The following is a 25138-nucleotide window of genomic DNA, read 5'->3' on the forward strand; positions in this document are numbered from 1 at the left end:
TAACGTCCGTCGTGGAGAGGGAAACAACCCAGACCGTCAGCTAAGGTCCCAAAGTGTATGTTAAGTGGGAAACGATGTGGGAAGGCTAAAACAGCTAGGAGGTTGGCTTAGAAGCAGCCACCCTTTAAAGAAAGCGTAATAGCTCACTAGTCGAGTCGGCCTGCGCGGAAGATGTAACGGGGCTAAACATACCACCGAAGCTACGGCTGCGAACTTAGTTCGCGGGGTAGGGGAGCGTTCTGTAAGTGGCTGAAGGTGTGCCGGGAGGCATGCTGGACATATCAGAAGTGCGAATGCTGACATGAGTAACGACAAGAGGAGTGAAAAACTCCTCCGCCGGAAGACCAAGGGTTCCTATCCCATGTTAATCAGGGTAGGGTGAGTCGACCCCTAAGGCGAGGCTGAAGAGCGTAGTCGATGGGAAACGGGTTAATATTCCCGTACTCGGTATGAATGCGATGGGGGGACGGAGCAGGCTAGGCAAGCATGGCGTTGGTTGTCCATGTGAAAGGCTGTAGGCTGGTGACTTAGGAAAATCCGGGTCGCTAAGGCTGAGAGTCGAGACGAGTCACTAAGGTGGCGAAGTTGTTGATGCCCTACTTCCAGGAAAAGCCTCTAAGCTTCAGTTCATACTGAATCGTACCCTAAACCGACACAGGTGGTCAGGTAGAGAATACTAAGGCGCTTGAGAGAACTCGGGTGAAGGAACTAGGCAAAATTGTACCGTAACTTCGGGAGAAGGTACGCTCTTGTTTGTGAAGGACTTGCTCCGTAAGCAGACGAGAGCCGCAGTGACCAGGTGGCTGGGACTGTTTATTAAAAACACAGCACTGTGCAAAATCGTAAGATGACGTATACGGTGTGACACCTGCCCGGTGCCGGAAGGTTAATTGATGGGGTTAGCGTATGCGAAGCTCTTGATCGAAGCCCCGGTAAACGGCGGCCGTAACTATAACGGTCCTAAGGTAGCGAAATTCCTTGTCGGGTAAGTTCCGACCTGCACGAATGGTGTAACCATGGCCACGCTGTCTCCACCCGAGACTCAGTGAAATTGAAATCGCAGTGAAGATGCTGTGTACCCGCGGCTAGACGGAAAGACCCCGTGAACCTTTACTACAGCTTGGCACTGAACATTGACCCTACATGTGTAGGATAGGTGGGAGGCTTTGAAGCAGAGACGCTAGTTTCTGTGGAGCCGACCTTGAAATACCACCCTTGTAGTGTTGATGTTCTAACTTAGGCCCCTAATCGGGGTTGAGGACAGTGCCTGGTGGGTAGTTTGACTGGGGCGGTCTCCTCCCAAAGAGTAACGGAGGAGCACGAAGGTTTGCTAAGTACGGTCGGACATCGTACGGTTAGTGTAATGGTAGAAGCAAGCTTAACTGCGAGACAGACACGTCGAGCAGGTACGAAAGTAGGTCATAGTGATCCGGTGGTTCTGAATGGAAGGGCCATCGCTCAACGGATAAAAGGTACTCCGGGGATAACAGGCTGATACCGCCCAAGAGTTCATATCGACGGCGGTGTTTGGCACCTCGATGTCGGCTCATCACATCCTGGGGCTGAAGTCGGTCCCAAGGGTATGGCTGTTCGCCATTTAAAGTGGTACGCGAGCTGGGTTTAGAACGTCGTGAGACAGTTCGGTCCCTATCTGCCGTGGGCGTTTGAGAATTGAGAGGGGCTGCTCCTAGTACGAGAGGACCGGAGTGGACGAACCGCTGGTGTTCGGGTTGTGATGCCAATTGCATTGCCCGGTAGCTACGTTCGGAATCGATAACCGCTGAAAGCATCTAAGCGGGAAGCGAGCCTCGAGATGAGTTCTCACTTGGAGTTCGACTCCACTAAAGGGCCGTTGAAGACTACAACGTTGATAGGCGAGATGTGGAAGTGGTGTGAGCCATTAAGCTAACTCGTACTAATTACCCGTGAGGCTTAACCATACAACGCCAAAGTGGTTTAAGCGACAGAAGTTGATGAAACTGAAGTAGACGAAGAATTTAATTAAGCTTTCCAGATTTTATATCGATGAGCGGATGCTTGTTGATGAACAGAATTTCCTGGTGAACATAGCGTTTTGGAACCACCTGACCCCATGCCGAACTCAGAAGTGAAACAAAACAGCGTCGATGATAGTGTGGCAGCTGCCATGTGAAAGTAGAACATCGCCAGGGCCTTATAAGAGAAACCCGATTCGAAAGAGTCGGGTTTTTTTGCGTTTACACTTATCAAAAATATTACGTAGGTCGGTATAAACGCAGCGCCATCCGACGTCAAACAACGATAACCAATGTACCAATTGATGATAGTGTGGCAGCTGCCATGTGCTCTCTATTTAAAAGAACGGAACATCGCCAGGGCCTTATTAGAAAAACCCGATTCGAAAGAGTCGGGTTTTTTGCTTTTTGTCTTTACCAAACCTGACCATGTTGGAAGGCGCTTTGCTTTTCCAACCTACCAAAATATTTTCATCACCACACCTGGTAGGTCGGCATAAGCGCAGCGCCATCCGACGTCAAACAACGATAACCAATGTAGCAATTGATGATAGTGTGGCAGCTGCCATGTGCTCTCTATTTAAAAGAACGGAACATCGCCAGGGCCTTATAAGAGAAACCCGATTCGAAAGAGTCGGGTTTTTTGCTTTTTGTCTTTACCAAACCTGACCATGTTGGAAGGCGCTTCGCTTTTCCAACCTACCAAAATACTTTCATCACCACACCAAGTAGGTCGGTATAAGCGCAGCGCTATCCGACGGAAGACAATTTGGCTGCGATGTTTCTTTGATTAATCGTCGAGTGGCGATATGGATCTCATGTCGCACTATGCCTTCTTTTCCAGACGCGTTACTATGGAGAAAAACGGTCTGGTGTTTTAGTGTCGGTATATCTTATTTTTTTGCTAGTGATCTTTGCATTGTTTGGAACTGCAGCTTCTTATTTCGTGCGCTTTATTTATAGTTATTGGGTGAAGAAACAAGTTGAATCTCGATTTATGTTGAATGCGGCAATATGTGCAGCACTTATTATGTTCTTCTCACTTGTTTTAGAGTTAATTAAGTAATTTTGTTGAGATGAGTGAGGGAGGGCGCTCGACTTTAGCCGAGCTACTTTGAATATACAGGTACTGGCTGGCAAGTATTTTCAATACAAAGTGATTGAACAGGGACTGGCGTACTACATGCGCTGCTGCCAATCGTGCCCGCTCGTTGCTCGTTATCTGTGATTGATTTCGCCAGACTTTCGACTTTTACTTCGTCATTGTGTTTTGTTGAATATACTAGATACTCTCTAGGGCTCGCACAGTTAGGTTGATACCCAACAGCGATAACTCGGCACTGAAAACTCGCATCACAGCCTTTGTTACTCAGGTATTGCTGCAGTGTACCTTGTTGCTTAGTCGGTACTGAAAAGGACGTTTCACATGCTGGAAGTACTATTATGCACGCAAGTGAAAACGCAACCAAAACCGATTTTTTCATTGAAGCTCCTAATAAACCGACTGATTTCCTTCGAGTTTAACACATTTATTATTCAAGCATTGTGTACTTGGCTCAGCCAAGTGTTGGCAGATACTCATCATTTGCTTTTGTGCATTATAGTGACTCTCCAACTTGGTAATGGCTTCTGCTTGCGCAGTGATCTCTTTAACATTGCCATTTTGGGTTGAGAACACGTGATAAGATGAAGGTCCACCACAAGCCCGACTGCCCACAGCTATCACCTTACACTGGTTATCATTGTCACAGTGTTTATTTTCAACCAACAGTTCTAATGCTGCCATTGCCTTACCAATATCGTCTTGTGATACATCTTTCAGCAACTTGCTTGCAGATTGTTGCTCAGCACTGTTAGCTGTACTTTCAGTGTTCTCAGCGGAGGTTTGATGTTCGTCATTAGAGCTGACATCGGTTTGACAAGCCGTTAAGGCAGCTATCGTAAACAAATACAAAGCGATCTTTTTCATAGTGATTTACATGTTGTGTGAGTGTTTTTTTACGTTACGCAAATGGCTGCAGAATAGCAAGGCTGATATACCAGCTAGTTTTTTTGACTTTGGGTCAGCATTTTTGGATCAAGGAGTTTAGCTAATTCTTGCTCTGTGAGATCAGTACATTCTGCTGCAACCTCAATAATTGTTCTATTCTCGGCATAGGCTTGTTTTGCTATCTGGGCTGCTTTCTCGTAGCCAATAATGGGATTTAAGGCGGTAACTAGAATCGGGTTTCTGGCGAGTGCTTGCTTTATGTTGTCGTCTCTCACTTTGAAAGTTGCGATGGCCTTATCTGCAAGTGACCTGCACGTATTGGTTAGTATTTCTATACTTTGTAATATATTAAACGCAATCACAGGTAGCATGACATTCAACTCAAAATTACCAGATTGGCCTGCGATGGTTATGGTGGTATCGTTGCCCATTACTTGCGCGCTTGCCATTGTTACCGCTTCAGGGATCACTGGGTTTACTTTCCCTGGCATGATTGAAGAACCAGGTTGAAGCGCTTCAAGCTCAATTTCACCTAGCCCCGCCAAAGGCCCTGAATTCATCCAGCGTAGATCATTGGCAATTTTCATCAGAGCCACCGCCAGTGTCTTTAGTTGTCCTGACAATGCAATAACAGAGTCCTGTGAGCTAATACTGGCGAAAAAATTATGACTAGGACTGAATGGAAAAGTGAGTTTATGGCTTAATAGATCATTGAAAACCTTTGCAAACTCAGGATCTGCGTTTATTCCTGTTCCTACAGCAGTGCCGCCTTGTGCTAACTCACACAATGGATCCGTCGCTTGCTGAATTGCATTCTTGGCGCTACTTACTTGTGACTGCCAGCCACTAAGTACTTGTGCAAAAGTCACAGGCATGGCATCCATTAGGTGTGTGCGACCAGTTTTAATGTGGTGGCCGACCTCTCGTGATTTTTTATTGATGGTTTCTTCCAAATGCTCAAGTGCAGGTAGCAGCTCGGTAAATACACCAATGGCGCTGCTAATATGAATCGCTGTTGGAATAACGTCATTGGAGCTTTGTCCCATATTAACATCATCGTTAGGATGAATTGGTACCCCACTGGCTTGGCTTGCAAGCGTTGCGATGACCTCGTTGGCATTCATGTTACTGCTGGTACCTGAGCCAGTTTGAAATACATCAACTGGGAAATGTTCATAATGCTTACCATCGATAATTGATTGGCTTGCGATAGTAATTGCTGTCGTTTTTTCAGCGCTTAATAGTCCTAGTTGCTGATTAGCTTCAGCGGCTGTTTGTTTTATCAGTGCTAATGCATTTATAAATTTTGCTGGCATTTTAAGCGAGCTAATTTGAAAGTTATTGATTGCACGTTGTGTTTGCGCTTTATAAAGTGCGTTTTTAGGTACTTGTAGACTGCCTAGGCTATCTGATTCAGTTCTGAAGTTATTCATGCGTTGAGCTGTCCTTACTGTTTAACGAAACAATTTAGTTGATGGTATCAAGTATATATGCGTGGTGGGATGTATATAGTTTGCAATACAATTAATCTCAATACGGTTTAGGAGATCAGGGTATCTCCTAAGCCGTATTGTTGCTGCTTGAACATTAGTTGTAGCCTAGCAAATACTGCTGTTCAGAGTGCTCTTTTTCCTGATCTTGAGAGGCCATCAAATCAGCAATTTCTTGCTTATATTTGCGGCTCTGCTTGAGTAGGTTCTTTCGTTTTTTATCAATAACCCCAGAACTTTTTTGTTGTGCTGGCATATGTGTGATTTCGGATATTTTCATCTTGCTTCTCCTGTGACCGACACTTTAAACATAGCATCTCTCATACCAAAATAAACTTAATAAATTTTTCAAAGAGTTAAAATAGACAACATGTTGACTTAGCAGATTGAATGTTCATTATTGCATCATTAAGTCACTTATTTTGATCATCGTGGTGCAGCAATGTCAGATAAACCTTTTTCGCAATCATGTGAAAATAACAAGAACCCTATTTTAGAGAAGCTCAAACAGGTTATTCGTTCCGGCGATCATGTATTAGAAGTGGGTTCTGGAACCGGTCAACATGCAGTGTATTTCGCTGAAAAGTTTCCAGATATAATCTGGCAAACCGCTGATTTAGCAGAAAACCATACTGGAATTTTGCAGTGGTTGAATGAAAGCCAAGCAACCAATATCAAGCCACCAATAGAGTTAAATTTGCAGTACACGTGGCCCGTGAAGCAGCGATATCAACTTGTTTATACCGCGAATACTTTACATATTGTTTCAACGTCGTTGGTAGAACGGTTTTTTGCTGAGGTCGCGCAGCATTTGGTTGAAGGCGGACTGGTGGTCATTTATGGACCCTTTAACTATCAGGGGCAGTTTACTAGCGATAGTAATGCAGCATTTGATGCTTTTCTTAAGACGAAAAGCCAATTCAGTGGCATTCGTGATCAAGAATGGATTGTGGCACTTGCACAGCGAGCCGGCTTAGCGCTGATTGGCGATCACACTATGCCGGCTAACAATCGCTTATTAATATTGCGTAAAACTTAGCTTAGGGGCTCGTTGCTGCTGTGAAAAAAGCATCAAGTGCTTGGCTAAAGTACACATAATCAGGATTAAAAGTTAACCGTGCAAGCGGAAAATATTGACTCATATTTAGCTTGTGACGTTCACCAAAATATACAGCTTTACTGAAACGACACGCTTGATACTTGTCATTATCTAGATGGTAGCTGGTACAATTACGGTAATGTCCTTCTTTACCATAGTATGGGTGAGTTGGACTTTGTAATAAGCCGATATGTGACATATCGATAATATTGCTTCGCTTAACTTTACGGTAGTCTGTACCATTGCTCCAAGCAGGCTTATGTGCCTCACTGTAAATCAGCTTAGTGAGTGGTGGCTTAGTTTTCGGCTGCTGATTTTGCCAGTTGGCTAGCATAGCTTGCGTTGCGCTATTGTCGATGGTTGCGTCAACATCACTGAAGGCGATGAAGGTTGGTACAGTAGGCAGCTTTTGTAGCTTTTGTAATGGGGCCATTGCTTGATGTGCCAAGGTCGCACCATGCCAAGGAAACGATTCATACTTGGCAAAATCTACATCGGCATCTTCATCAATCCAGTTAATAAATGGAATGAAGTCAATCCATTTAGCTGCCCATCCTTGCTTATTATGTGGTTCAGTCGCCGGAGAAATCAGTGCCAATGCTTTTAGATTGTCAGGCTGTGATTTAGCTAATGAGCTTAGTGCCAATGCCGCACCAGTTGAATACCCAACAACCACTATCTGCTGGAAATCTTTGCTGGTGCGACTGATACCATAATCTACATGGTCTATCCATTGCTGATAGTTCACTTCAGTTAAATCACTAGCCGCGGTTGCATGTCCGGGCAGAAGTAGCGTTCGCACATTAAATCCTTGTTGATACAAAGAGTATGCGAGGTCGTGATAAGTAAAAGGAGAATCAGTGAGCCCATGGATAAGAAGAGCTGCTTTGCTATTTTGTTCGTGTAGCAGCTCAAAAGGGGCGACTAAATCCGCAACGATAGGGTTGTGGTAGCCAAGTGCTTTAGCCATTTCGGTTACGATTGGACAAGGCTGAGTTGCCCTGGGATTACGTTGAGCAATAAGATCTTTTGTTGCCTTGAGGTATTCACTAAATGGCAGAGAATCGTTAACACTGACAGCCGCAGGACCTTGTTCAATCGCAAAACGATACGTACCCTGTTCTTTATGACTTTGGAACGATTGTAGATCTATCAAGGGCGAGAGACAGTCTACTGCCGCATGTAGGTTAAAACTAAATGCTAAAACCAGCGCATTAAGTACACGAGCCATGTTTGTTATCCTTTTTATTATTTAGCTACCAACACTTATTTTATTGGCAATTGATTACGAGAAAAGGTTTGCTTTAAAACAATGGTAGATTCAATGGCAGAGATTACCCCGCAGTCGCCTAACCGGTGTTTTACAAACTGCTCGTAGCTTGGCAAATCTTCGACAATCACTTCCAGCAAATAGTCATAGCTTCCAGACACGACCGAGCAACTGAGCACATGGGCTAAGTTTTCTACGTGACTTTCAAATAAATTAGCGGCTTTCTCGCTGTTTTCATTTAAACGCACAAAAACATACACCAAGACATTGAGACCCACTTTTTCTCTATTGATAGCGGCGTGATAGCCAACGATTACTCCTGACTCTTCAAGTCGCTTAATTCTTCTTAAGCAGGGGGTGTCAGACAAATTTGCTCGTTCAGCAAGGGCGGAGTTGCTGAGCCTGGCATTACCTTGAAGTGCATTAAGCAAGGTTATATCTTTGGAATCAAACTTTTCCATAGTGAAATCTGTGTTATTTTTTTGATTATTTGGTGAATGTTGCTATTCATTGTTTATTAAAGTCTAGAATTTAGCAAATTTTGTTAGCTGGCGTTTGTTACTCTTATCTTTAATGTGGATTAAGTTTGAGTACATTGCATGAGTACTTTATCGCAACAGTTTGATACTTGGATCAGAACTTCTTTTGTTGAGATTAACGATGAATTAGAAGCACTATATTGGCAGCAAGAGGATAAAGCCAATGTGCAAGGTGTAGGAGATGCATTAAAAGTAGAGCTTGTTGAGCAAGGAGAATCTTATATCCGTGCTTTACTCGCTGAAGGCAACACCGATGAAGGGTTTGAGCAAGCATTTGACTTGCTTGGTAATGTGGGGCTATATATGGCGGCTTGTCGTCGCCACGAAATTACCGAACCGAGCAGAGAGCGTTGTTCACCATTACAAGATGCCTCGGCGCTAGCTATGCATATTGGTGCGTCGATAGGCGTCACTCCGCGCTTTGCAACAGCGCATCTAACGACTCACAATAAAGCCATAAATGGAGTTTATAAACGCTTTACCTCTCATCCTGCTGAAAAGCTGTTTGTGGACTACAACACGCGAGCAATTTTAGCCTATAAGCGTGGCGCTGAAGCGTTGATGAAAGTACATCATCTGGGGATCTCTCACCCAATGTCTCTGGATTTATTAGAGCAGCTCAAGCGTGCGCTATTGGACGTTATTGAATCTAACCAGACGTTGTTCTCTCGCCTAGATACCGATGCATTCTTCTATGTTGTTAGACCTTATTACAAACCTTATCGCGTGGGTAAAGAAGTCTATCGAGGTGCTAATGCCGGTGACTTTGCAGGCATTAATGTGATCGATATGATGCTAGGCTTATGTCCGGCAAATGACATTAGCTATGGTCAGATGCTAGTTGAAAAGTTCTTGTATATGATGCCTGAAGATCAAGCAACACTGCGAGAATGTATGCGTACGCCAAACCTGATGGATGCTTTTTTGCAGGCACTGGAAGGTCCGCGTGGTGAGTGGTTTGATGAGGCAGCAAAGCTGTTTGTGCAAGTGTGTAAATTACACGGTGATACAGCGATTCAACATCATAACCAATTAGTGGATAAATACATTGCTAAGCCTTCACAGCACATGCAGCAGCAACACATGGATAAGGTCACGGCCAGTGGTCCGCCGTTAGAAGTGCTGCTGAGAGACCTTTCTAATCTAAGAGACAGACGAGCAGCTGCAAAAAGAGAGGACATTTATACGCGTTATGATGACTTACAACGGCTACGCGCTGCATTATCAGGAGAGTAACAATGTCTAAGAGTATTGCTGCAGACTTTTGTTTGCCTCATGGGCATTATCTGCTCAGCCACTCGGTTGGTCGCTGTTTAAAAACAGCGCAGGCTGACTTTAATCAACATTTTATGGTGCCTTGGAGTGAATCAGTTAAAGAACCTTGGCAAAGTTGGCTACCAGCAATTGAGCGTTTCACTGGTAACTTAGCACGATTACTAAATACTGAAGCGCGGTTACTTTGTCCGCAAACCAATTTATCCTCAGCCTTAACTAAGTGGGTGATGAGCCTGCCTGAAAGCAATTTGCGTAAAGTTAAAGTGTTGATGACTGAACATGACTTTCCGAGTATGGGGTTTGTATTTCAACAAGCCCTCGATAACATTGAGGTTGTTTACATCCCCCAATCTGAAGCGCCGTCGGACGTTGAGGTATGGAAACACTACATAGATGAAACAATCGACTGGGTGTTTGTGAGTCAGGTGTACTCTAATACAGGTCATCAGGCGCCTGTTGAACATATTGCGCAGCATGCGAAAGCTATGGGATGTCGTGTAATCGTTGATGTTGCTCAGTCGTTGTCGGTATTGCCTATTGATTTGCAGCGTTGGAATGTCGATTGTGTCATTGGTTCTAGCGTAAAGTGGAGCTGTGGTGGTCCAGGGGCGGGCTTTTTATGGGTAAGCGCAGAGGTGTTACCTTATTGCCAAGTAAAAGATGTGGGTTGGTTTTCGCACCAGAATCCTTTCGAGTTTGATATTCATCATTTTGCCTATCACGATAGCGCATTACGCTTTTGGGGGGGGACGCCTTCAGTCGCCCCATTTGTCTTTGCTGGTCACAGTCTGGGATATTTTGCAGAGTTGGGTATTGAGCAGGTGCGCAGTCACAACTTGGCGTTATTGTCTCAATTACAGACTGAGTTGAAAGCGTATTATGTCTCACCGATGTCACCTTCATTGTGTTCGGGTACGGCGATTTTGGATTTTGCAGCGCAACAAACCGATATTTTGGCAGCCCTAAACGCACAAAATGTGTCGGTTGATGCGAGAAGTTCGGGTATTCGTGTTTCTCCCCACATTTATAACACATCGGCGGATATTGACGCATTTATTACAGTGGTTAAACAGGTTGTTGAAGAATAACAACCTTTATTTGACTATGCTATCAAAAACCAAGCGCGCGCTTGGTTTTCTTTTTTACTGAACGCCAGTGTGTCATTGGTTGCTTAGGAGCGCTTTTTAACAGTTTGCCAAAATCGATACTTTGGAAAGTAAGTTCTCCATGATGTGCCAGGATCACCGCAGTAGGTTCTAGGGATTCGATTCTATTTAATGAACGTCGATAAAGCCTTGGATAAAAGACAGGGAAGGGAGCAACTAACTGGCCTTTTACTTTTACCATGAGGTCGGCAACATAAATTTTATTGGATGGCTCGTGGAGTAAACTAATATCTCGGTCGGTATGTCCAGGAGTATGGAGTGCTCGCCAATCGCTAAATTCGGGTAGTTGGGCATTGTCAGGCAAATAAATATCCGGTTTGAGCTTTCTTGAATACCAAAGGTTTTTTTTAGGCTTATTCTTTCGCTTGGCAACCCACAACGCCAATGCCATATCTGATAAATGCATGAGCATGCCATCAAGACCTCGATACCAATGACTAGGAGCATTGCCGGTGGCGATTTTCGCTTGAGTGCGCTTTCTGAGAACGTGAGCTCCTCCTGCATGATCTGGATGCATATGTGTTACCACGATAAGTTTGAGGTCCGTAAGTGGTCGACAGAGTTGTTGTTGGATGAAATTGCAAATAGTGTCGACATCAGCACGGCAGCAGCCATCCAATAGCAGCAGCCTATCAGTATATTCAACCAGATATATAGTTTGAATATAGCCTTCAATTTCGTGGATTTTGAGCATGGGAGAAAACCTTCAGCCAATGTTTTAACACTAAACGGTATAACATGTCAGACCAGTTGATGGAAGTAAATCTAGGGATGAAGGTGGAATTTGGTGCATCAGAAACAACAGAAAAGCGGGAATTATAGACATAAAAAAACCGCAATTAAGCGGTTTCTCTATAAGTGATGGCGGAGGGGGAGGGATTCGAACCCTCGATAGGGCTACAAACCCTATACTCCCTTAGCAGGGGAGCGCCTTCAGCCACTCGGCCACCTCTCCGACGCAAAACTTTAAAAATGGCGGAGAGATAGGGATTTGAACCCTAGATACGCTATTAACGTATGCCGGTTTTCAAGACCGGTGCTTTCAACCACTCAGCCATCTCTCCATGGGCAAAGATAATACTTAGCGAACTTGCGGCTGTAAACCGTTTTTAGATCGTTTGCTTAAAAAATGCGCTAAATTTTGGTTTTTTTTGTCTAAGCAGAGATTTTTGCTGGAAATGTGACTTGCAGAAGTGCTAAATAAAAGCCATAAACGGCGAAAATATCAACATCTTATGATGTGGGTGTGCCATGTAGAGAAAGGCATAGCAGCGCTATGCCCAAGTCAGATTTACTTATACATAACGACGTTTTTTAGCGAAAGTTGTTGGCCCATTCGCGTCAGTAATAATGACCAGTTGAAACGAGGTTTTGTGTCTTTGTTTTCGCTAAGCGTCGTTGTTGAAGGGCTGCAAGGTGCAGCTGAATTAAGCATGTCTGACTCCTAAGTTTGTCTATTGATTACATGTTTATTTTGCATGCAGATTGTTTAATTTAACAACGATAAAAATTATAGTTTTCGGATAAAATAAACTAATGCATTTGTGCTTTTTAGTCTTGTGATAGATATTGGATTTGAATTTTTATTCATAAATGATTTTTTATAAACAGGCATGCTTTTATATTTTTTTCAGGTGTTTATGAATGTTTGGATGAATGAGAGTAAAGAGTTTTGACTTTTTATTCAGATAAAATGATTTTTTGCTAATTGGGTTTTTTATGTTGGTGGTTGTTAAGCCGGAACAAAATCGGCAGACAGAGTTGTATAAAACGTGGTTGAAAGCCGAATTGCTTAAAAGAAAGCTGTCTGTAAGGTGGTTTTTTACTTCTGGCATCTTTGAACAAGACAAAAAAGCGATCTGTACATTAGCAAAACACACCGAACAAGTTGTTGTCATCGGTGGAGATGGCACGATTCATTTAGTCGTTAACGCGATAGCAGAACTTGACTGTCAGCTAGCAATACTGCCTGCTGGCACGGGCAATGATTTTTGTCGGCAATTTTTATATGGCACTGAGCAGTGGCGTGCAGCGGTGTTTTCTGATGCTGTGGAGCAAGTCGATGTTGGCAGAGTAAACCAGCGTTGGTTTATAAATATTGCCGGAGTTGGGTTTAACGCACATGTTGTTGATAGTCTGCAAACCGGGAAGCGGTTTGGAAAGCTTAGTTATATCTTTGCTGGCGCCAAAGCATTGTTTTTTGCGCCAAATATAGTGGTTGATGATAACACCTCGCAGACACGCCAATGCATGATGATGCTTGTCGCAAATGGCCGATTTTTTGCTGCCGGCATTGAGCCTGCGGCAATGGCATCATTGAGCAGTGGTCGATTAGAGCAGTTGTGGTTTACACCACGTTCAAAATGGCAGCGCTGCCTGCTGTTTTTGAGGCTAGTACTAAAATCGCATCTTAATACTCCCTGGATAAAACATCAGTCTTGTCAGCAGACGTTTATCGCCACCAAGGGACTGACTATTGAGGCTGATGGTGAAATCGTTGGGGTGACGCCCGCTAGATTTGAATGTCACCGAGGGCGCATAAAGCTAAAAAAAGCACCATCAGCATGATCGTGCTTTTCTTATGTCAATTGTTAGGGTTTTGCCTCGTTGCTAACCGCGGGTTGAGGTAATGACGGGGACAACCAAGCGCTTATTCTATGCATTGGGGTGAGCACCACCGCATTACCCACAATCACCAATACAAAGCCGATAAAGGTATTACTTTGCCACACGAAGCCTTCATACAGCGTACTCAAAATGACAGCAACAAACGGAAATAAGACGATTAAATAACTGGCTTTTTCTGGACCGATATTTTTTAGCAATGAAAAATAACTTGCAAACGCTATCACCGTGCCAAATACACTTAAATAAACCAGCGACCACCAATACGATGCAGGTGCACTATTGAAAAACGAATGCTCGCTGAAAGAAATAAAACTCGCGAGTAGGATGGCACTATACAGCATGCCCCAAGCGTTACCGGCAAGTACGCTGATCTCTCTATTTGAGTTTCTCACGCTAACCATGTTGCCCAGCGAGGCAATGACAGTACCAATCAATGCTAGACACAAACCAAGAAACGCGGAGCTTTGCAGGTCAAAGGCCACTAAATCGTGCCAAAATAGGCTCACAATACCCAAAGATCCCATAGTCGCACCAAAGTAAATTCGTTTAGCTATTGGCTTGCCAAAGAATATGCGTGTATTGATGATGTTGAAAACCAGCAGCAGAGAAAATGCAATAGATGCCATCGCGGAAGTTAAATGCGCTTGCGCCCAATACAGCAGCAAATAATTTGCACCAAAATTACATACGGCCAAGAGTACAAAAAAGCCGTGATCTACCAAATTAAAGCGCATCGATATCTTTTTGTGAAGTACGTATAACCACATACAAAGTGCGGCGAGACCAAAGCGATAGAACAGTGAAACCGTCTCATTGACATCACCAAGCTGAAATTCAATAGCGAGCCAAGTAGAGCCCCAGATTAATACGGTCATCACATAGAGTAGTATGTTGTTCATTGTGTACAGCGCCAAGATAAAAAGTTGAGTAGAAAGTTTACCTTGCTTTTCTGTATATGCTATATACAGAAACTAATAAATTCGACCTGTACAGATCTGGAAGTGATGAGTGTAGCTATCCAACGACAAGATGCCAATTATTTATATCAGCAAGTGATAAACATGGTGCTAAATATGGCAGAGCAGAAAGTGCTCCTACCCGGGGAGAAGTTGCCGTCACTTAGAGTCATGGCAAACAACCTTTCGGTAAGTATTCCGACGGTGAAGCAGGCCTATCAGCAATTGGAAGCGCAGGGAAAGATCATCGCCAAAGAAAAGAGTGGTTATTATCTTAATCACGCGCAGGAAAAGTCGCTGCCAAAAAGGACTCGCATGACTACCACCCCTGTAGTGGTAAATAAGCAAGCACTGATAGAACAAGTGTATGATGGCATCCATCGAAAACATGCTGTTCCTTTGGGTATTGCTAACCCGATCGCCGTTGCCAGCACTGAAGACATATTGGCAAAGTTAATGCGCCGCGCGATGAAGCTTGCGGGCAGCGAAATGTTAAATTATGGTCCGATGGATGGTCTTGACAGACTAAAAAAACAAATCGCTCATCGTTATCTAGACATGGGCTTAGGGGTTGATTTAAGTGAGTTAGTGATCACTAATGGTGCACAAGAAGCGTTGGCCATTGCTTTGCAGTCGGTCACTTCCGCCGGCGATGTTGTTGCCATCGAATCACCTTGCTACTTTGGCATTATCGAACTCATCGAAAACTTAGGGTTAAAGGCCATTGAGATCCCCGTCTGTCCAGATGATGGGATTTGGTTAGATGATTTGGCCAAAGCTATTTCCAAGCACAAAATCAAAGCCTGTGTTTTTTCAACTAGCATCAGCAATCCGTTGGGCAGTTTTATGCCGGATGATAGACGTGAGCAGCTTGTCGATATGCTTGAGGAACGAGGCATCGTATTGATAGAAGACGATGTTTATGGCGACCTACATTTCACGACTCAGCGTGGTAAACCCGCACAGTGCTTCAGTAAAAAAGGACTGGTGATCACTTGCTCGTCATTTTCGAAAACTGCAGCGCCGAGTTATCGAGTGGGCTGGCTGGTGGCTGGTCAATATACCGAGAAAGTGAAACGGATAAAGCGGGCGTTGAGTTGTTCATCATCATTAATGAACCAATGGGTTTTGGCTGATTTTTTAAGTTCGGGAGAGTATGATCGGCACTTGCGCTTGGTACGCAAACGATTGCAAGAAAATAAACTAAAAATGATTGCTGCGGTAAAGCAAGCGTTTGGTGAGCAGGTAAGGGTGAGTATGCCCCAAGGTGGGTGCGTTGTGTGGCTTGACTTAGGAAAAAACTACGATGCTGCCTTGCTGTTTCATGCCGCTATGGAATCCGGTGTGAGTATTACGCCGGGCACATTATTCAGTGCTAGCGACAAATATAAAAGCTGTATTCGATTAAGTTACGGCTTACCCTGGACAGCAGACGTGGAAAAGGCGATTCGGGTGCTAAGCCAGCTACTGCCTAGCGCCCGTATTCTGTAAGCAACTATTTAAAAATGAAAAGCTGATACGAGTTTAATTCAGGGATGGATTTGACAATATCTTGCTCAAGATAAGCGATTTGTGCAAAGTCGTTACATAGACCTTCAGCTTGTTGCTCAATGTGTTTTGCGCGTGATTCAACCGACTGTTCAATACGTTGTGCAAAGCTCTCCATGCGTTGTTCAAACTGGCTCATATCACCATTAGCATCTTTTATTTCACTGCCAATCGCCATAAGAATACTGCCTATTGACTGCATCATGCTGCTCTCTACAGCCTGCTCTATTTTCTCTTCAAACTCACTTTCAAAGTGCTCACCAAATTCATCAAACGTTTGTTTTCCCATGACAAAAGAGCCATTTTGATAGAAGGTGGTTTGCACATCACCTTTTAGTTCGTCGATCAATGAATCTAATCCTTGTAGGCTATCGATATTAAATGTTGTAGCTACCTCATTTAGGGCGGTACTAGCAATCTCGATGCCCTCGAAGGCGATATCTGCAACGCGAGGAAGTTGACCGCGCACATTGTCACTGTATTTCGCCAGCAGAGCTCTTTGAGATTCACTTAGTGCGATGTCTTTACCATCAACGATTAAGACACCTGCATTGGAAATACTTGCAACCTGTTGGTTTGCGGTGGTGATGTTGATTAAATCTGGGGAAATTTGTACGTCATTCTGGAATTCCACTGCACAATTGTCACTACTAATTGTGATGTGATTATCTTCATGCGCCATAGTATTGGCGGTAGTTAAGGTTAATGCTGTTGCGATTAAAATATTTTTCATCATAAATTCCTTAGTCAATAACGCAAGTACAATCGAAAATAGTCAAGATTAATGCCAAAGTTAATTTATATATATATCAGTGTATTAGGTTTTGCTTGCTGAGATTGGATTCAGTAAACAATGATTGTTTTGACTAAAGGTTGGTCAAATTAGTCATTAATAGAACAATGATTAAAAATTTTTATTGAAACAATAAAAAACTCTCACTTTTCAGATTGCCTTTTTAGCGCTAAATAGTGATCTTAAGAGTCCTCTGGACTCGAATGGTAAATTTAATTTCATATTTGGAGTGGGTTGTGGGTAAGACATTTTCTTACGATGCGCTTGATGATGACTTTGCAGATGACGAATTTGAAAAGCTGGGGCGCAATCAACATGATAAGCAAAAGCGCAAAATCAAGAGAAAGCTTGATGACTACCTGGAGCAGAAAAGATTACGCAAAAATCTAGGTGATGACGATTTCGATTACCTAGATGACTGACAAACAGCCGCTAATGCGGCTGTTTTCATTCGTACAGTACTACCAATCGATACTAATGATTAACCGCTCAAACTGACGATGTAACTAGGTGGATTGGCATAAGATTTAGTCTTTGAATGATTTGTGACAATCTTTACATCCTTTTGCCCAGTTTCTGAAAGCTGGTGCGATCTTATCCTTGTCTCCAGATTTGGCTGCTACAGCCAAAGCTTGAGCATATTCAGCGAATTGCTTAGCTTTGCCATCGAACTCGGCTCGGTTTGTCCATATAGCAGGTAAAGCATCCGTCTCGCCTTTATCTGAACCCTCGATAAAAGCTTCCCAAGGCATCTGAGAAAGTTGTGCGACATTATTTGCTCTTTGCTTAAAAACTTCAGCATCAAATGGCACTTTGCCTTTTAACATGTCACCCATGTTACCAATTTGATAACGGATTAGCTGGAAATTAGCTTTACGGTATTCAATAGCTTCTTCAGCAGACTCAAACATTGGGTTGGCACTTACACTAGTTATAAAACCTGCGCTCAAGCACGCGGCGATGACAAAACGTTTCATTAAAAAACTCCCTATATAAAGATGAGTCAATTTCTACGTAAGTTTCTTATAAATAGCAAGTTTAATAGTTAAGTTTAGTGCCTGAGCCAGACTTCGATATTTTATTAATTTTTACCCGTGAACTGAGGCCATTTTGACATTTGGTTGGATATTCTTTTTCAAGCTTATCAGCACCGTGAGTCTTTCTATTTAGATTGTTGATGGTGTAGAAAATTATGTGGCGACTTTTTGTTCTATATTTAAGGAGGTTGTAATTTTTTATTCATGTAAACGTCAATAATTAGCAATTAGCAGGTAACCAGAGGTAATAATGGCCAGACATATTCTTAAGTCGGCGGCGATAGCGACTGCCGTAGCAGCTTCTGTGGGCGCATCCGCCTCTCAGCATCGTGGAACTCAAGGTAGCGCTCCCCCGCAGGTAAATCAGACCACGTTGGAAGCGGCCAAAATGATGCCGCAACGCAGAATGGCTCACCTAGTTGTGTTAAAGCAGCAAACACCTGCAATTCTTGCTACTCAAGGGGTGATGGGAATGGTAACGACGACATCACCTCTCGCCATAGAACAAGCTCATTACCAATTAACACAACGGATAAAACAATTAGATAAACAAGCGAAAGTGTTGGGTCGTACCAAAATCTTAGCTTCATCACTAATCGTTGAAGCAAATAATGAGGCCTTAGAAAAACTGCTGCTAGATGCCAGTGTCGACAAAATACTTCCTTTGTTTGATTACGAACTACAAGTTGCAGACGTTAATGGTTACATCAAGGCAGGCCCTGTCAACGCCGCAGGATATACTGGCACTGACCAAAAGGTCGCAGTACTCGACACTGGTATTGATTATACCCATGCAGCATTCGGTGGAGCTGGAACCGCGGAAGCTTACATTGAAGCACAACAAGATCCAGCGGCTGTTTCCTGGCCCCAGGGGCAAGTTTATGGTGGCTATGATTACATTCGCAATGATGACGATCCCATAGAAAACGACGAGAGATTTCCAGGCTCAGATCCAGGCTTTACTGGGCATGGAACGTCAGTATCTCATTCTGTTACTGGTATTGCGCCAGGCGTTGAGCTTTATGTTTACTCTGTATGTGGCGAAAATTGTCCCTTTGAAGCGCAAATCGCAGCACTTGAATCTGCGATGGACCCCAATGGTGATGGTGATATCAGTGATCGCGTTGATGTAATTAATATGTCGCTTGGTGGAGAGTTTGGTAGTACCGAGAGGCTAAGTGGTACGCAGTACCTTATTCACCAAGCTGCTAAACTAGGTACCAACGTGGTGGTTTCTGCTGGTAATGATGGTGACCACCCATTCCGTGTTGGGGGGCCGAGCACCACACCCAATGCCCTCTCGGTTGGGGCTATGACACACCCAAAGGCCTTTGATGTTGAAGCTGAAGGGCGCATTGCAGGTGTAGAAGCTGTGGTACAAGCCGCGAGTTTTGGATCTACAGAGTCGATAGAGGTGACTGAACAGGACTACGCACTGGTATATCCAGAAGGTAACTCACTTGGCTGTGCACTAGAAAATGGTGAGAACCCCTTCGCGAATGAAGACTTTACCAACCAAGCCGTGTTGCTTGACAGAGGTGTGTGTCTCTTTACAGATAAGGTACTACATGCGCAGCAACGAGGGGCTGAGTTAGTAATGATCGCCAATACTCTTGATGATGGCTCGCCCACACCAATGGGTGGAAGCAATAGCGCGATTACTATCCCATCGTTTGGTATCAGCTTAGATTCCGGTAATGCACTAAAAGAACAGTTGCAAAGTGGCGCGGCTTCCTATTATTACAAGGCAACGTTTTTTAGCCTTGCCAGCGCTGTTGCTGGGTTCTCATCTCGGGGGCCATCAATGGATGGTCTACTGAAACCAGAAATCACCGCACCAGGTATCGATATTATGGTTGCTGCTACAGGAACGTTTAACCGATTAGCGCCAGCCACAGGTACGTCTTTTTCCGGCCCAATCACGGCAGGCGCGGTGGCATTAGTTAGAGATGCTAGACCCGAACTAAATGCGGAAGAAGTAAAAGCCACTTTGATGAATACGGCGGACTTAAATGTCACCATAGATCCGCTCAGCACAAACCCTAATTCGCCACTGGCACCTATTAGTGTGATTGGAGCTGGTTTAGTCGATGTTAAAAAAGCGATTGATACTCAAGCTGCGGCCTGGGTATGGCAACCTGTATACGATACAAATCAGGCCGCACTGTCGTTTGGCTTTCAAGCAATCGAAAAACAGACGTCACTGACTAAACAAGTGACCGTTAAAAACTTTTCTGGCGTAGCGAAAAGCTATTCGCTGCGCATCGAAGCAAGATATCAAGATGATGCACAAAGTGGCGCGCTCAGCTGGCAGTATCCTGCACAAGTCAACGTTGCGGCGGGTCAAACAACCACTTTCGATGTCACTTTAACGATTGAACCCAGTAAATTACCCGCTTGGGATCTGGTCAACCCGCAGGAGACAGACGATATAGAGAGAAGAAGTGAAGCCCTCACTTTGTCTGAGATGGATGGCGCATTGATATTTGACGATATCAATACGGACACTGACCACGATATGCACCTGGTTTATCATATTTTACCCAAGGCTGCGGTTGTACTTGAGAAACAGTACAAAATGGTCAATGGGGTAGTACAAGTATCATTGGCAAACAAAGGGACAACGAGTGTTGGGCTGGTTTCTGATCAGCTTGTGGCAGAAGGGCAAGCGGTTAGCGAAGAAGATAAAGCCTTTAATATTCTGGCCAGTTCTATCAATGTTTATGAATATGAACTAGAAGCCTGTGAAAGTAACTTATTGTTCACAGGCTCGATAAAATTGCGTGACCGTTTGACTCACCTGCGTCAGGCGGGGTATCAATTAAACCTAGATATAGACAATGACGGTGTGTATGACTTTGCTCTGGCTAACATTAATGATGTTGGTCGCAGTGCGGAAGTGCCCGGTAGAAGCTTAACTTTATCGGCCCCGATCATAGATGGTCAACCACAGTGGGATCCAGAGTCTACGCCTGCATCTAGTCTGTTCCATTCTTCAGGTTCAGACACTGTGACTTTAACCACCTGTGCGGATGCAATAGGGCTAACACAAGAAGATCTCGGTGAAAAGACCATTACTGTGCAAGCTAAAGTGGGTGAAAGCCATTTCTTTATCGGGATTGCTGCAGAAACCGATTCGCTTTCTGGTTCCGCCACCTTCGCAACGGCAAATGCTCGGTTCCTGGATATACAAGGAGAGGAAATTAGCGATGTACTGGCGCCTGGAGACGTCGCGATAATAGATGCGAATACGCCGTTCGCGGTGATGACGAATGACTTGTCTGAACTGATCACACCTGTTACTACTGAAGACTTTAATAAGGTGCCCAATACGCCAGTATTAAGTGATAGCACATTATCGGTTGATGAAAATACGGCAAATGGCACAGTAATTGGTCAAGTTTCGGTGGTTGAACAAGACTTTGTTTCCGATATTACAGAGTTTGTTCTGCGCGCCCAGTCGCAGGAGTCAGTGACAATCAATACTCTTGGTCAAGTCGTCGTTGCAGACAGTACCTTGCTAGATTTCGAAATTGGCTCCAATGAAATAGAACTGGTGGTCATTGCTGTTGATGATTTAGGTCGGATGTCCAATGAGGCGACGGTTACGGTAATGGTAACCAATGTGCCTGATACGGAAGCTGAGTTACCTAAAGCGCCTGAGTCAAGCGGATCATCAGGGCCACTTGCTTGGTTGAGTCTATTGTTGGCGCCACTGGCGTTGCTGCGTCGCAGAAAAACTCGATAAATTCAGTGTCACTCAGTTTGCAAAAGCCCGGTGTACCGGGCTTTTTAGTTATTACGCTGAAAAGTCGGAAAATTCGTTTATTTGCAGCTTGGCTTAACTATTGCCAGTTAATTTGTTGTAGCGTATCTGGCTGCTCGCCAATGAGAGTTTGTAATACTTGGTTTTGCTTGTTCAATACGATCACTCTCGGGATACCTTTATTTGCATAGGTGCTATAGATTTTCCTATCTGGATCGGCCACAAAATGAATAGGTAGTTGCATTTCGTTATTAAACTCACTCAATTTTTGCTGATCTTCTTCGCGGCCTATGGCGACGATGGTCAGTTTATCGTTGTTCAGCAGTGTTGAGCTTTTTAGTTCGGTCAGTAATCGTCTTGAATCAGAGCACCAAGTTGCAAAGAGAATAACCAGCTTATTATCAGCTGTCATATTGACAGTATTACCGTTAATGTCGATTAACTCGGTATGCTTAAATTGCTCACCTTGGGTGATATAGGTTTCATATCCTTTATCATTTTGAACAGGCGAAGTGGCATTGCAGGCTGTTAATCCGACACTGAACAATAGACCAAGAGAGATAACCTTGAAAGAGTAGACCATTTTATTTCCTTGTTGGTTCTTATTTTGTTGATTTGGATAAGTTGTACCAATTGATAATACTCAGTATATTGCTGAATTAATATCTATTACTGCTTGTTTTTGGCAATAATGCGCAATTATTTACTTTCCTCTTTATGATTTATTTCACGCTTTTTCTTGTTGCGTTGATAGCTGCGACGTTATTTCCCGCCTCTTCAGAAGTTGTGCTAAGTGCAATGATTGTTGAAGGTCGAGGGGAAGTGTTATGGTTGTGGTCCGCCGCAACGGCTGGCAATGTATTGGGAAGTTGTATCAACTACTATCTGGGTCGGTATCTGCTTCGTTGGCAATATCATCGATTTTTTCCGGTCAAGCCCAAACAGCTTGAACGAGCAACACGTGCCTTCAACCAATTCGGTAAATGGAGTTTAATGTTTGCTTGGCTGCCGGTGATTGGTGACGCCTTAACGTTAGTAGCTGGCGTGTTACGAACACGGTTTGACTGGTTTGTACTGTTAGTCACAATAGGAAAAGGTATGCGCTATGCGTTGGTGGTTTATGCTGCGCTAGCAGTGATCACATAAGGAGAAGTTTATGAACAAGTTAGTAATGCTAGGATGCGGACATTCTGAAGCCATGGAACATTACAATAATAACGCAATGGTAGTTGGTAAGCAGTATAGGTTACTTATCGATTGCGGCTACACCATCAAATACGCATTACGTGACGTTGGCCTATCTATCGCGGATATCGATGCCATTTTTATAACCCATGTGCATGGTGATCACGTCTTTGGCCTTGAACGGATCGCATATGAAAGCAAGTTTACCTATAACCGTAAGGTGAAATTATTTTTGCACTCAAGCCTATATGAAGAACTTTGGGAGCAAACACTAAAGGGCTCAATGGCAAAAATAGGCGAGGGGTCCGCTTGTCTGGAAGACTATTTTGATGTGGTGGTGTTGGACCAGCCTAGCTTTACTTTTGATGGCATCCAGTATGACCTTTTCACTGTGCAACATACCCCGGGTAAACCTTGCTTTGGTATGGCATTGAATAACAGGCTTGTTTACACCTCAGATACTACCGCTATTCCTGAAACTTTGGCGACCAGAGAGTTTGATTATTGTTTTCATGATGTCACGCTCAGTGATTATAACCCGGTTCATGCGACATTAGACTCGTTGCTAACCCATTACAGCCCTGAGCAGCGCAACAAAATGTACTTGATGAGTTATGAAGATCATTGGCGGCAACACCTGGATACTGTGAATCGTGAATTTGCGGGATTTGCAAAGCAGGGTGAGGAGTATCCATTTTGATCCAAACAACAACGCAATGTGTTTATTTCGATAGGATTAATCAGCAGTTTGCGATACTTGAGGATGAGCTTGGTGAACTACACTTCGTTCATTGGCGAGAGCTGGTTGGATTTGAATTAAAAAAGTTAGAAGAATATGGTGTTTATCGTTGTCATTTGCATCAAACACACATTGGTGAGCGAGGCTCGACGCTTGGGTATATTGCCGCTGAACCTGACGCTAGGTTTAACTCTCAGTACTCGCTGATAGATGGGCGTATGCTATCTGTTCCTATATCACAGCAACAGCTACTAGAGTATCTAGGTGACAGACATACTCAGTACATTTTCATGTATTGTGATTTTGATGATATTGAGATTGACGATACCCCATTGCACGTATCGCAACTGGTTTTTATTCATTGCTCGTTTTCAGGTAATTGCCGACTCATTGGCAGTCAGGTTGAACGACATATCTGGATGCCTAACTGCGAATTTAAACAGCACTTTAGTCTCAAAAATAGTGAGCTAGGTGGTGATGTACACCTTGAAGGATGTAATTTCTCAGGTGCTGGCGGTGCGTCGTTTCGTGGTCTTAAAGCACAGAACCTTTATTTGGATTTTGGTGTGAAAGGATCGCGTGACTTATTTTGGCTTAATGAGATGCAAATAAAAAACGAGGTTTCCATCGCAGGCCACTTTGGTAGCAGCATACAGTTACTGGGTATTCAAGAAGTCGCAGCTGTGCCTAAACCCGCCTCTATTGGTCGTCTCTCTATCGGCGTAGGGTTATATGCACAAGATGAAATTAACAACACCAGCATCGCGAATCGATTACAGATTGCTGACTATCAGTTTAGTCATGATATTGAGGCCGCACAGCTAGTTGTCAGTGCCATGTCGATTGAGCGGACCAAAGTGCCAAAGTTACAGTGTGATGCCATCTCTGTAGCGACGGACTTAGTTATTGATTCCTGTGTTGGTAGTATGTTTGCTGTGCGTAAAAGCTCAATTGGACGCCACTTCCGGTTTGTCGACAATCATGGCGAATTGACGTTAGATTTAACCGAGACGTCAGTTGCGCAGAACTGCTTTATTGAGTCCAAGTTACAGCATGCGATGCTGCACCGCTTGGTGGCCAGTCGCGTGTTGTTTTATCCGGCAAACTTGTTGTTAGGAGATAAGCCAGCGCCATGGTATCAAACGGGTTTGAAGCCACAGGCTTTTAAGGTATTAGAAAACTCAACGCCACAGGACCAAACCAGTAAGCAGGAGTTAATGTGTTCTTTAAAACAATGGTATGCAGATTCGGGGGCTCTGGAGCTTGAGGATATCGCTTACTTTCACATGCGGGATGCTGCAGAACCCAGCGGCTTAAAAAGAGCCATTTTTGGTGGCGTTTTTGGTTGGGGAGTACGACTTAAAAATATTGTTTTCTCTTCACTGTTATTGATTATATGTTTTGCAGTGTGGTTTTCTTGTTTGACAGATGTAAAGCACAGCCTGCACCAATCACTTATCCTCAGTGCACAAAGCTTTATCAGCTCATTTTTTGGCAAGTGGCAAGATATTGAACCGCATGGTGTTTTGGGCATGTTGGTGACGTTAGAGTCGATGCTCGGAATTATTTTTATAACGGTGTTGGTGGGGGCCTATATTAGGAAGCTACTGCGATAGTTGTAGGCGGAAAAGATAACGGGAAGGAGCCCGTTATCTTGGTGTGG

At 43.9% G+C, this 25138-nt stretch carries 23 protein-coding genes, 2 tRNA genes and 2 rRNA genes (1 of these 27 cut by a window edge); 13 read left to right on the forward strand and 14 right to left on the reverse strand.

The window, feature by feature from the left end; all coding sequences use genetic code 11:
- From ACSLBF_RS00165 to ACSLBF_RS00175, 3 genes are all read left to right on the forward strand, one after another.
- A 23S ribosomal RNA gene (locus ACSLBF_RS00165) occupies positions 1-1940 on the forward strand (it extends 942 nt beyond the left edge of the window).
- A gap of 116 nt (positions 1941-2056) precedes the next feature.
- Positions 2057-2171, forward strand: a 5S ribosomal RNA gene (gene rrf / locus ACSLBF_RS00170).
- Between the two features lie 703 nt (positions 2172-2874).
- Positions 2875-3060 carry a hypothetical protein gene (locus tag ACSLBF_RS00175; RefSeq protein WP_440054638.1) on the forward strand — a complete coding sequence of 62 codons (186 nt, stop codon included), beginning with the start codon at positions 2875-2877 and terminating at the stop codon, positions 3058-3060.
- Between the two features lie 43 nt (positions 3061-3103).
- Here the strand turns inward: ACSLBF_RS00175 and ACSLBF_RS00180 are convergent, their stop codons facing one another.
- From ACSLBF_RS00180 to ACSLBF_RS00195, 4 genes are all read right to left on the reverse strand, one after another.
- The gene (locus ACSLBF_RS00180; RefSeq protein WP_440054639.1) at positions 3104-3478 is read right to left on the reverse strand and encodes a hypothetical protein; all 375 of its coding nucleotides are present in this window, start codon (positions 3476-3478) and stop codon (positions 3104-3106) included.
- An 8-nt stretch (positions 3479-3486) separates the two neighbouring features.
- Positions 3487-3963: a hypothetical protein gene (locus ACSLBF_RS00185; RefSeq protein WP_440054640.1), complete on the reverse strand. Its 477-nt coding sequence runs from the start codon at positions 3961-3963 to the stop codon at positions 3487-3489.
- 74 nt (positions 3964-4037) lie between these two features.
- On the reverse strand, positions 4038-5417 hold the full coding sequence (locus tag ACSLBF_RS00190) for a class II fumarate hydratase (RefSeq protein WP_440054641.1): 1380 nt from the start codon (positions 5415-5417) through the stop codon (positions 4038-4040).
- Positions 5418-5571: 154 nt separating this feature from the next.
- Positions 5572-5754, reverse strand: a complete 183-nt coding sequence (locus ACSLBF_RS00195; protein WP_440054642.1) for a hypothetical protein — start codon at positions 5752-5754, stop codon at positions 5572-5574.
- A gap of 162 nt (positions 5755-5916) precedes the next feature.
- Here ACSLBF_RS00195 and ACSLBF_RS00200 point away from each other — a divergent pair, with 162 nt between their 5' ends.
- On the forward strand, positions 5917-6513 hold the full coding sequence (locus ACSLBF_RS00200; RefSeq protein ID WP_440054643.1) for a DUF938 domain-containing protein: 597 nt from the start codon (positions 5917-5919) through the stop codon (positions 6511-6513).
- Position 6514: 1 nt separating this feature from the next.
- Here ACSLBF_RS00200 and ACSLBF_RS00205 read toward each other — a convergent pair whose 3' ends face one another.
- Both ACSLBF_RS00205 and ACSLBF_RS00210 read right to left on the reverse strand, forming a co-directional pair.
- Positions 6515-7804, reverse strand: coding sequence for an alpha/beta hydrolase (locus ACSLBF_RS00205; RefSeq protein WP_440054644.1), 1290 nt, complete (start codon positions 7802-7804; stop codon positions 6515-6517).
- 35 nt (positions 7805-7839) lie between these two features.
- Positions 7840-8304 (reverse strand): Lrp/AsnC family transcriptional regulator, encoded by a 465-nt coding sequence (locus ACSLBF_RS00210; RefSeq protein ID WP_440054645.1) that lies wholly within the window; start codon positions 8302-8304, stop codon positions 7840-7842.
- Positions 8305-8442: 138 nt separating this feature from the next.
- Here ACSLBF_RS00210 and ACSLBF_RS00215 point away from each other — a divergent pair, with 138 nt between their 5' ends.
- Positions 8443-9618 (forward strand): PrnB family protein, encoded by a 1176-nt coding sequence (locus ACSLBF_RS00215; protein ID WP_440054646.1) that lies wholly within the window; start codon positions 8443-8445, stop codon positions 9616-9618.
- A 2-nt stretch (positions 9619-9620) separates the two neighbouring features.
- Positions 9621-10745, forward strand: a complete 1125-nt coding sequence (locus ACSLBF_RS00220) for an aminotransferase class V-fold PLP-dependent enzyme (protein ID WP_440054647.1) — start codon at positions 9621-9623, stop codon at positions 10743-10745.
- Positions 10746-10767: 22 nt separating this feature from the next.
- Here ACSLBF_RS00220 and ACSLBF_RS00225 read toward each other — a convergent pair whose 3' ends face one another.
- The 4 genes from ACSLBF_RS00225 to ACSLBF_RS00240 form a co-directional block, all read right to left on the reverse strand.
- Positions 10768-11517: an MBL fold metallo-hydrolase gene (locus tag ACSLBF_RS00225; RefSeq protein ID WP_440054648.1), complete on the reverse strand. Its 750-nt coding sequence runs from the start codon at positions 11515-11517 to the stop codon at positions 10768-10770.
- A gap of 168 nt (positions 11518-11685) precedes the next feature.
- Positions 11686-11778: transfer RNA gene (locus tag ACSLBF_RS00230), tRNA-Ser, on the reverse strand.
- An 18-nt stretch (positions 11779-11796) separates the two neighbouring features.
- Positions 11797-11887, reverse strand: a tRNA-Ser gene (locus tag ACSLBF_RS00235).
- 227 nt (positions 11888-12114) lie between these two features.
- Positions 12115-12258 carry a hypothetical protein gene (locus ACSLBF_RS00240; RefSeq protein ID WP_440054649.1) on the reverse strand — a complete coding sequence of 48 codons (144 nt, stop codon included), beginning with the start codon at positions 12256-12258 and terminating at the stop codon, positions 12115-12117.
- 284 nt (positions 12259-12542) lie between these two features.
- On the opposite strand from ACSLBF_RS00240, the gene ACSLBF_RS00245 reads away from it, so the two are divergent.
- On the forward strand, positions 12543-13391 hold the full coding sequence (locus ACSLBF_RS00245) for a diacylglycerol/lipid kinase family protein (protein WP_440054650.1): 849 nt from the start codon (positions 12543-12545) through the stop codon (positions 13389-13391).
- Between the two features lie 23 nt (positions 13392-13414).
- Here ACSLBF_RS00245 and ACSLBF_RS00250 read toward each other — a convergent pair whose 3' ends face one another.
- Entirely contained in the window at positions 13415-14350 is a 936-nt protein-coding gene (locus tag ACSLBF_RS00250; RefSeq protein WP_440054651.1) for a DMT family transporter, read from the reverse strand.
- Positions 14351-14455: 105 nt separating this feature from the next.
- Here ACSLBF_RS00250 and ACSLBF_RS00255 point away from each other — a divergent pair, with 105 nt between their 5' ends.
- A complete protein-coding gene (locus ACSLBF_RS00255; protein WP_440054652.1) occupies positions 14456-15898 on the forward strand; it encodes a PLP-dependent aminotransferase family protein in 1443 nt (480 codons plus the stop codon).
- 4 nt (positions 15899-15902) lie between these two features.
- On the opposite strand, the gene ACSLBF_RS00260 is transcribed toward ACSLBF_RS00255, so the two are convergent.
- Positions 15903-16691 (reverse strand): YggN family protein, encoded by a 789-nt coding sequence (locus tag ACSLBF_RS00260; protein ID WP_440054653.1) that lies wholly within the window; start codon positions 16689-16691, stop codon positions 15903-15905.
- Positions 16692-16984: 293 nt separating this feature from the next.
- Between ACSLBF_RS00260 and ACSLBF_RS00265 the strand changes: the two genes are divergently transcribed.
- The gene (locus ACSLBF_RS00265; protein ID WP_440054654.1) at positions 16985-17170 is read left to right on the forward strand and encodes a PA3496 family putative envelope integrity protein; all 186 of its coding nucleotides are present in this window, start codon (positions 16985-16987) and stop codon (positions 17168-17170) included.
- A 105-nt stretch (positions 17171-17275) separates the two neighbouring features.
- On the opposite strand, the gene ACSLBF_RS00270 is transcribed toward ACSLBF_RS00265, so the two are convergent.
- A complete protein-coding gene (locus ACSLBF_RS00270) occupies positions 17276-17725 on the reverse strand; it encodes a c-type cytochrome (protein ID WP_440054655.1) in 450 nt (149 codons plus the stop codon).
- A gap of 310 nt (positions 17726-18035) precedes the next feature.
- On the opposite strand from ACSLBF_RS00270, the gene ACSLBF_RS00275 reads away from it, so the two are divergent.
- Positions 18036-21533: a S8 family serine peptidase gene (locus ACSLBF_RS00275; RefSeq protein ID WP_440054656.1), complete on the forward strand. Its 3498-nt coding sequence runs from the start codon at positions 18036-18038 to the stop codon at positions 21531-21533.
- 97 nt (positions 21534-21630) lie between these two features.
- On the opposite strand, the gene ACSLBF_RS00280 is transcribed toward ACSLBF_RS00275, so the two are convergent.
- Positions 21631-22134 (reverse strand): TlpA family protein disulfide reductase, encoded by a 504-nt coding sequence (locus tag ACSLBF_RS00280; RefSeq protein WP_440054657.1) that lies wholly within the window; start codon positions 22132-22134, stop codon positions 21631-21633.
- Positions 22135-22268: 134 nt separating this feature from the next.
- Here ACSLBF_RS00280 and ACSLBF_RS00285 point away from each other — a divergent pair, with 134 nt between their 5' ends.
- From ACSLBF_RS00285 to ACSLBF_RS00295, 3 genes are read left to right on the forward strand one after another with little or no spacing between them, the layout of a single operon-like run.
- Positions 22269-22697 (forward strand): YqaA family protein, encoded by a 429-nt coding sequence (locus ACSLBF_RS00285; RefSeq protein ID WP_440054658.1) that lies wholly within the window; start codon positions 22269-22271, stop codon positions 22695-22697.
- Positions 22698-22707: 10 nt separating this feature from the next.
- Positions 22708-23436, forward strand: a complete 729-nt coding sequence (locus ACSLBF_RS00290; protein WP_440054659.1) for an MBL fold metallo-hydrolase — start codon at positions 22708-22710, stop codon at positions 23434-23436.
- Positions 23433-25091 carry a hypothetical protein gene (locus ACSLBF_RS00295; protein ID WP_440054660.1) on the forward strand — a complete coding sequence of 553 codons (1659 nt, stop codon included), beginning with the start codon at positions 23433-23435 and terminating at the stop codon, positions 25089-25091. The genes ACSLBF_RS00290 and ACSLBF_RS00295 overlap by 4 nt, the downstream gene beginning before the upstream one ends.
- The last annotated feature ends 47 nt before the right edge of the window (positions 25092-25138 follow it).

The sequence above is a fragment of the Pseudoalteromonas sp. T1lg65 genome (genome assembly GCF_051930985.1).
Classification (GTDB): domain Bacteria; phylum Pseudomonadota; class Gammaproteobacteria; order Enterobacterales; family Alteromonadaceae; genus Pseudoalteromonas.

Excerpts from the sequence above, each read along its gene's own strand:
- ACSLBF_RS00180 (WP_440054639.1), bottom strand. The coding sequence starts at position 3,478 with ATGAAAAAATCGGTTTTGGTTGCGTTTTCACTTGCGTGCATAATAGTA.
- ACSLBF_RS00185 (WP_440054640.1), bottom strand. The coding sequence starts at position 3,963 with ATGAAAAAGATCGCTTTGTATTTGTTTACGATAGCTGCCTTAACGGCT.
- ACSLBF_RS00190 (WP_440054641.1), bottom strand. The coding sequence starts at position 5,417 with ATGAATAACTTCAGAACTGAATCAGATAGCCTAGGCAGTCTACAAGTA.
- ACSLBF_RS00195 (WP_440054642.1), bottom strand. The coding sequence starts at position 5,754 with ATGAAAATATCCGAAATCACACATATGCCAGCACAACAAAAAAGTTCT.
- ACSLBF_RS00200 (WP_440054643.1), top strand. The coding sequence starts at position 5,917 with ATGTCAGATAAACCTTTTTCGCAATCATGTGAAAATAACAAGAACCCT.
- ACSLBF_RS00205 (WP_440054644.1), bottom strand. The coding sequence starts at position 7,804 with ATGGCTCGTGTACTTAATGCGCTGGTTTTAGCATTTAGTTTTAACCTA.
- ACSLBF_RS00210 (WP_440054645.1), bottom strand. The coding sequence starts at position 8,304 with ATGGAAAAGTTTGATTCCAAAGATATAACCTTGCTTAATGCACTTCAA.
- ACSLBF_RS00215 (WP_440054646.1), top strand. The coding sequence starts at position 8,443 with ATGAGTACTTTATCGCAACAGTTTGATACTTGGATCAGAACTTCTTTT.
- ACSLBF_RS00220 (WP_440054647.1), top strand. The coding sequence starts at position 9,621 with ATGTCTAAGAGTATTGCTGCAGACTTTTGTTTGCCTCATGGGCATTAT.
- ACSLBF_RS00225 (WP_440054648.1), bottom strand. The coding sequence starts at position 11,517 with ATGCTCAAAATCCACGAAATTGAAGGCTATATTCAAACTATATATCTG.
- ACSLBF_RS00240 (WP_440054649.1), bottom strand. The coding sequence starts at position 12,258 with ATGCTTAATTCAGCTGCACCTTGCAGCCCTTCAACAACGACGCTTAGC.
- ACSLBF_RS00245 (WP_440054650.1), top strand. The coding sequence starts at position 12,543 with ATGTTGGTGGTTGTTAAGCCGGAACAAAATCGGCAGACAGAGTTGTAT.
- ACSLBF_RS00250 (WP_440054651.1), bottom strand. The coding sequence starts at position 14,350 with ATGAACAACATACTACTCTATGTGATGACCGTATTAATCTGGGGCTCT.
- ACSLBF_RS00255 (WP_440054652.1), top strand. The coding sequence starts at position 14,456 with ATGAGTGTAGCTATCCAACGACAAGATGCCAATTATTTATATCAGCAA.
- ACSLBF_RS00260 (WP_440054653.1), bottom strand. The coding sequence starts at position 16,691 with ATGATGAAAAATATTTTAATCGCAACAGCATTAACCTTAACTACCGCC.
- ACSLBF_RS00270 (WP_440054655.1), bottom strand. The coding sequence starts at position 17,725 with ATGAAACGTTTTGTCATCGCCGCGTGCTTGAGCGCAGGTTTTATAACT.
- ACSLBF_RS00275 (WP_440054656.1), top strand. The coding sequence starts at position 18,036 with ATGGCCAGACATATTCTTAAGTCGGCGGCGATAGCGACTGCCGTAGCA.
- ACSLBF_RS00280 (WP_440054657.1), bottom strand. The coding sequence starts at position 22,134 with ATGGTCTACTCTTTCAAGGTTATCTCTCTTGGTCTATTGTTCAGTGTC.
- ACSLBF_RS00285 (WP_440054658.1), top strand. The coding sequence starts at position 22,269 with ATGATTTATTTCACGCTTTTTCTTGTTGCGTTGATAGCTGCGACGTTA.
- ACSLBF_RS00290 (WP_440054659.1), top strand. The coding sequence starts at position 22,708 with ATGAACAAGTTAGTAATGCTAGGATGCGGACATTCTGAAGCCATGGAA.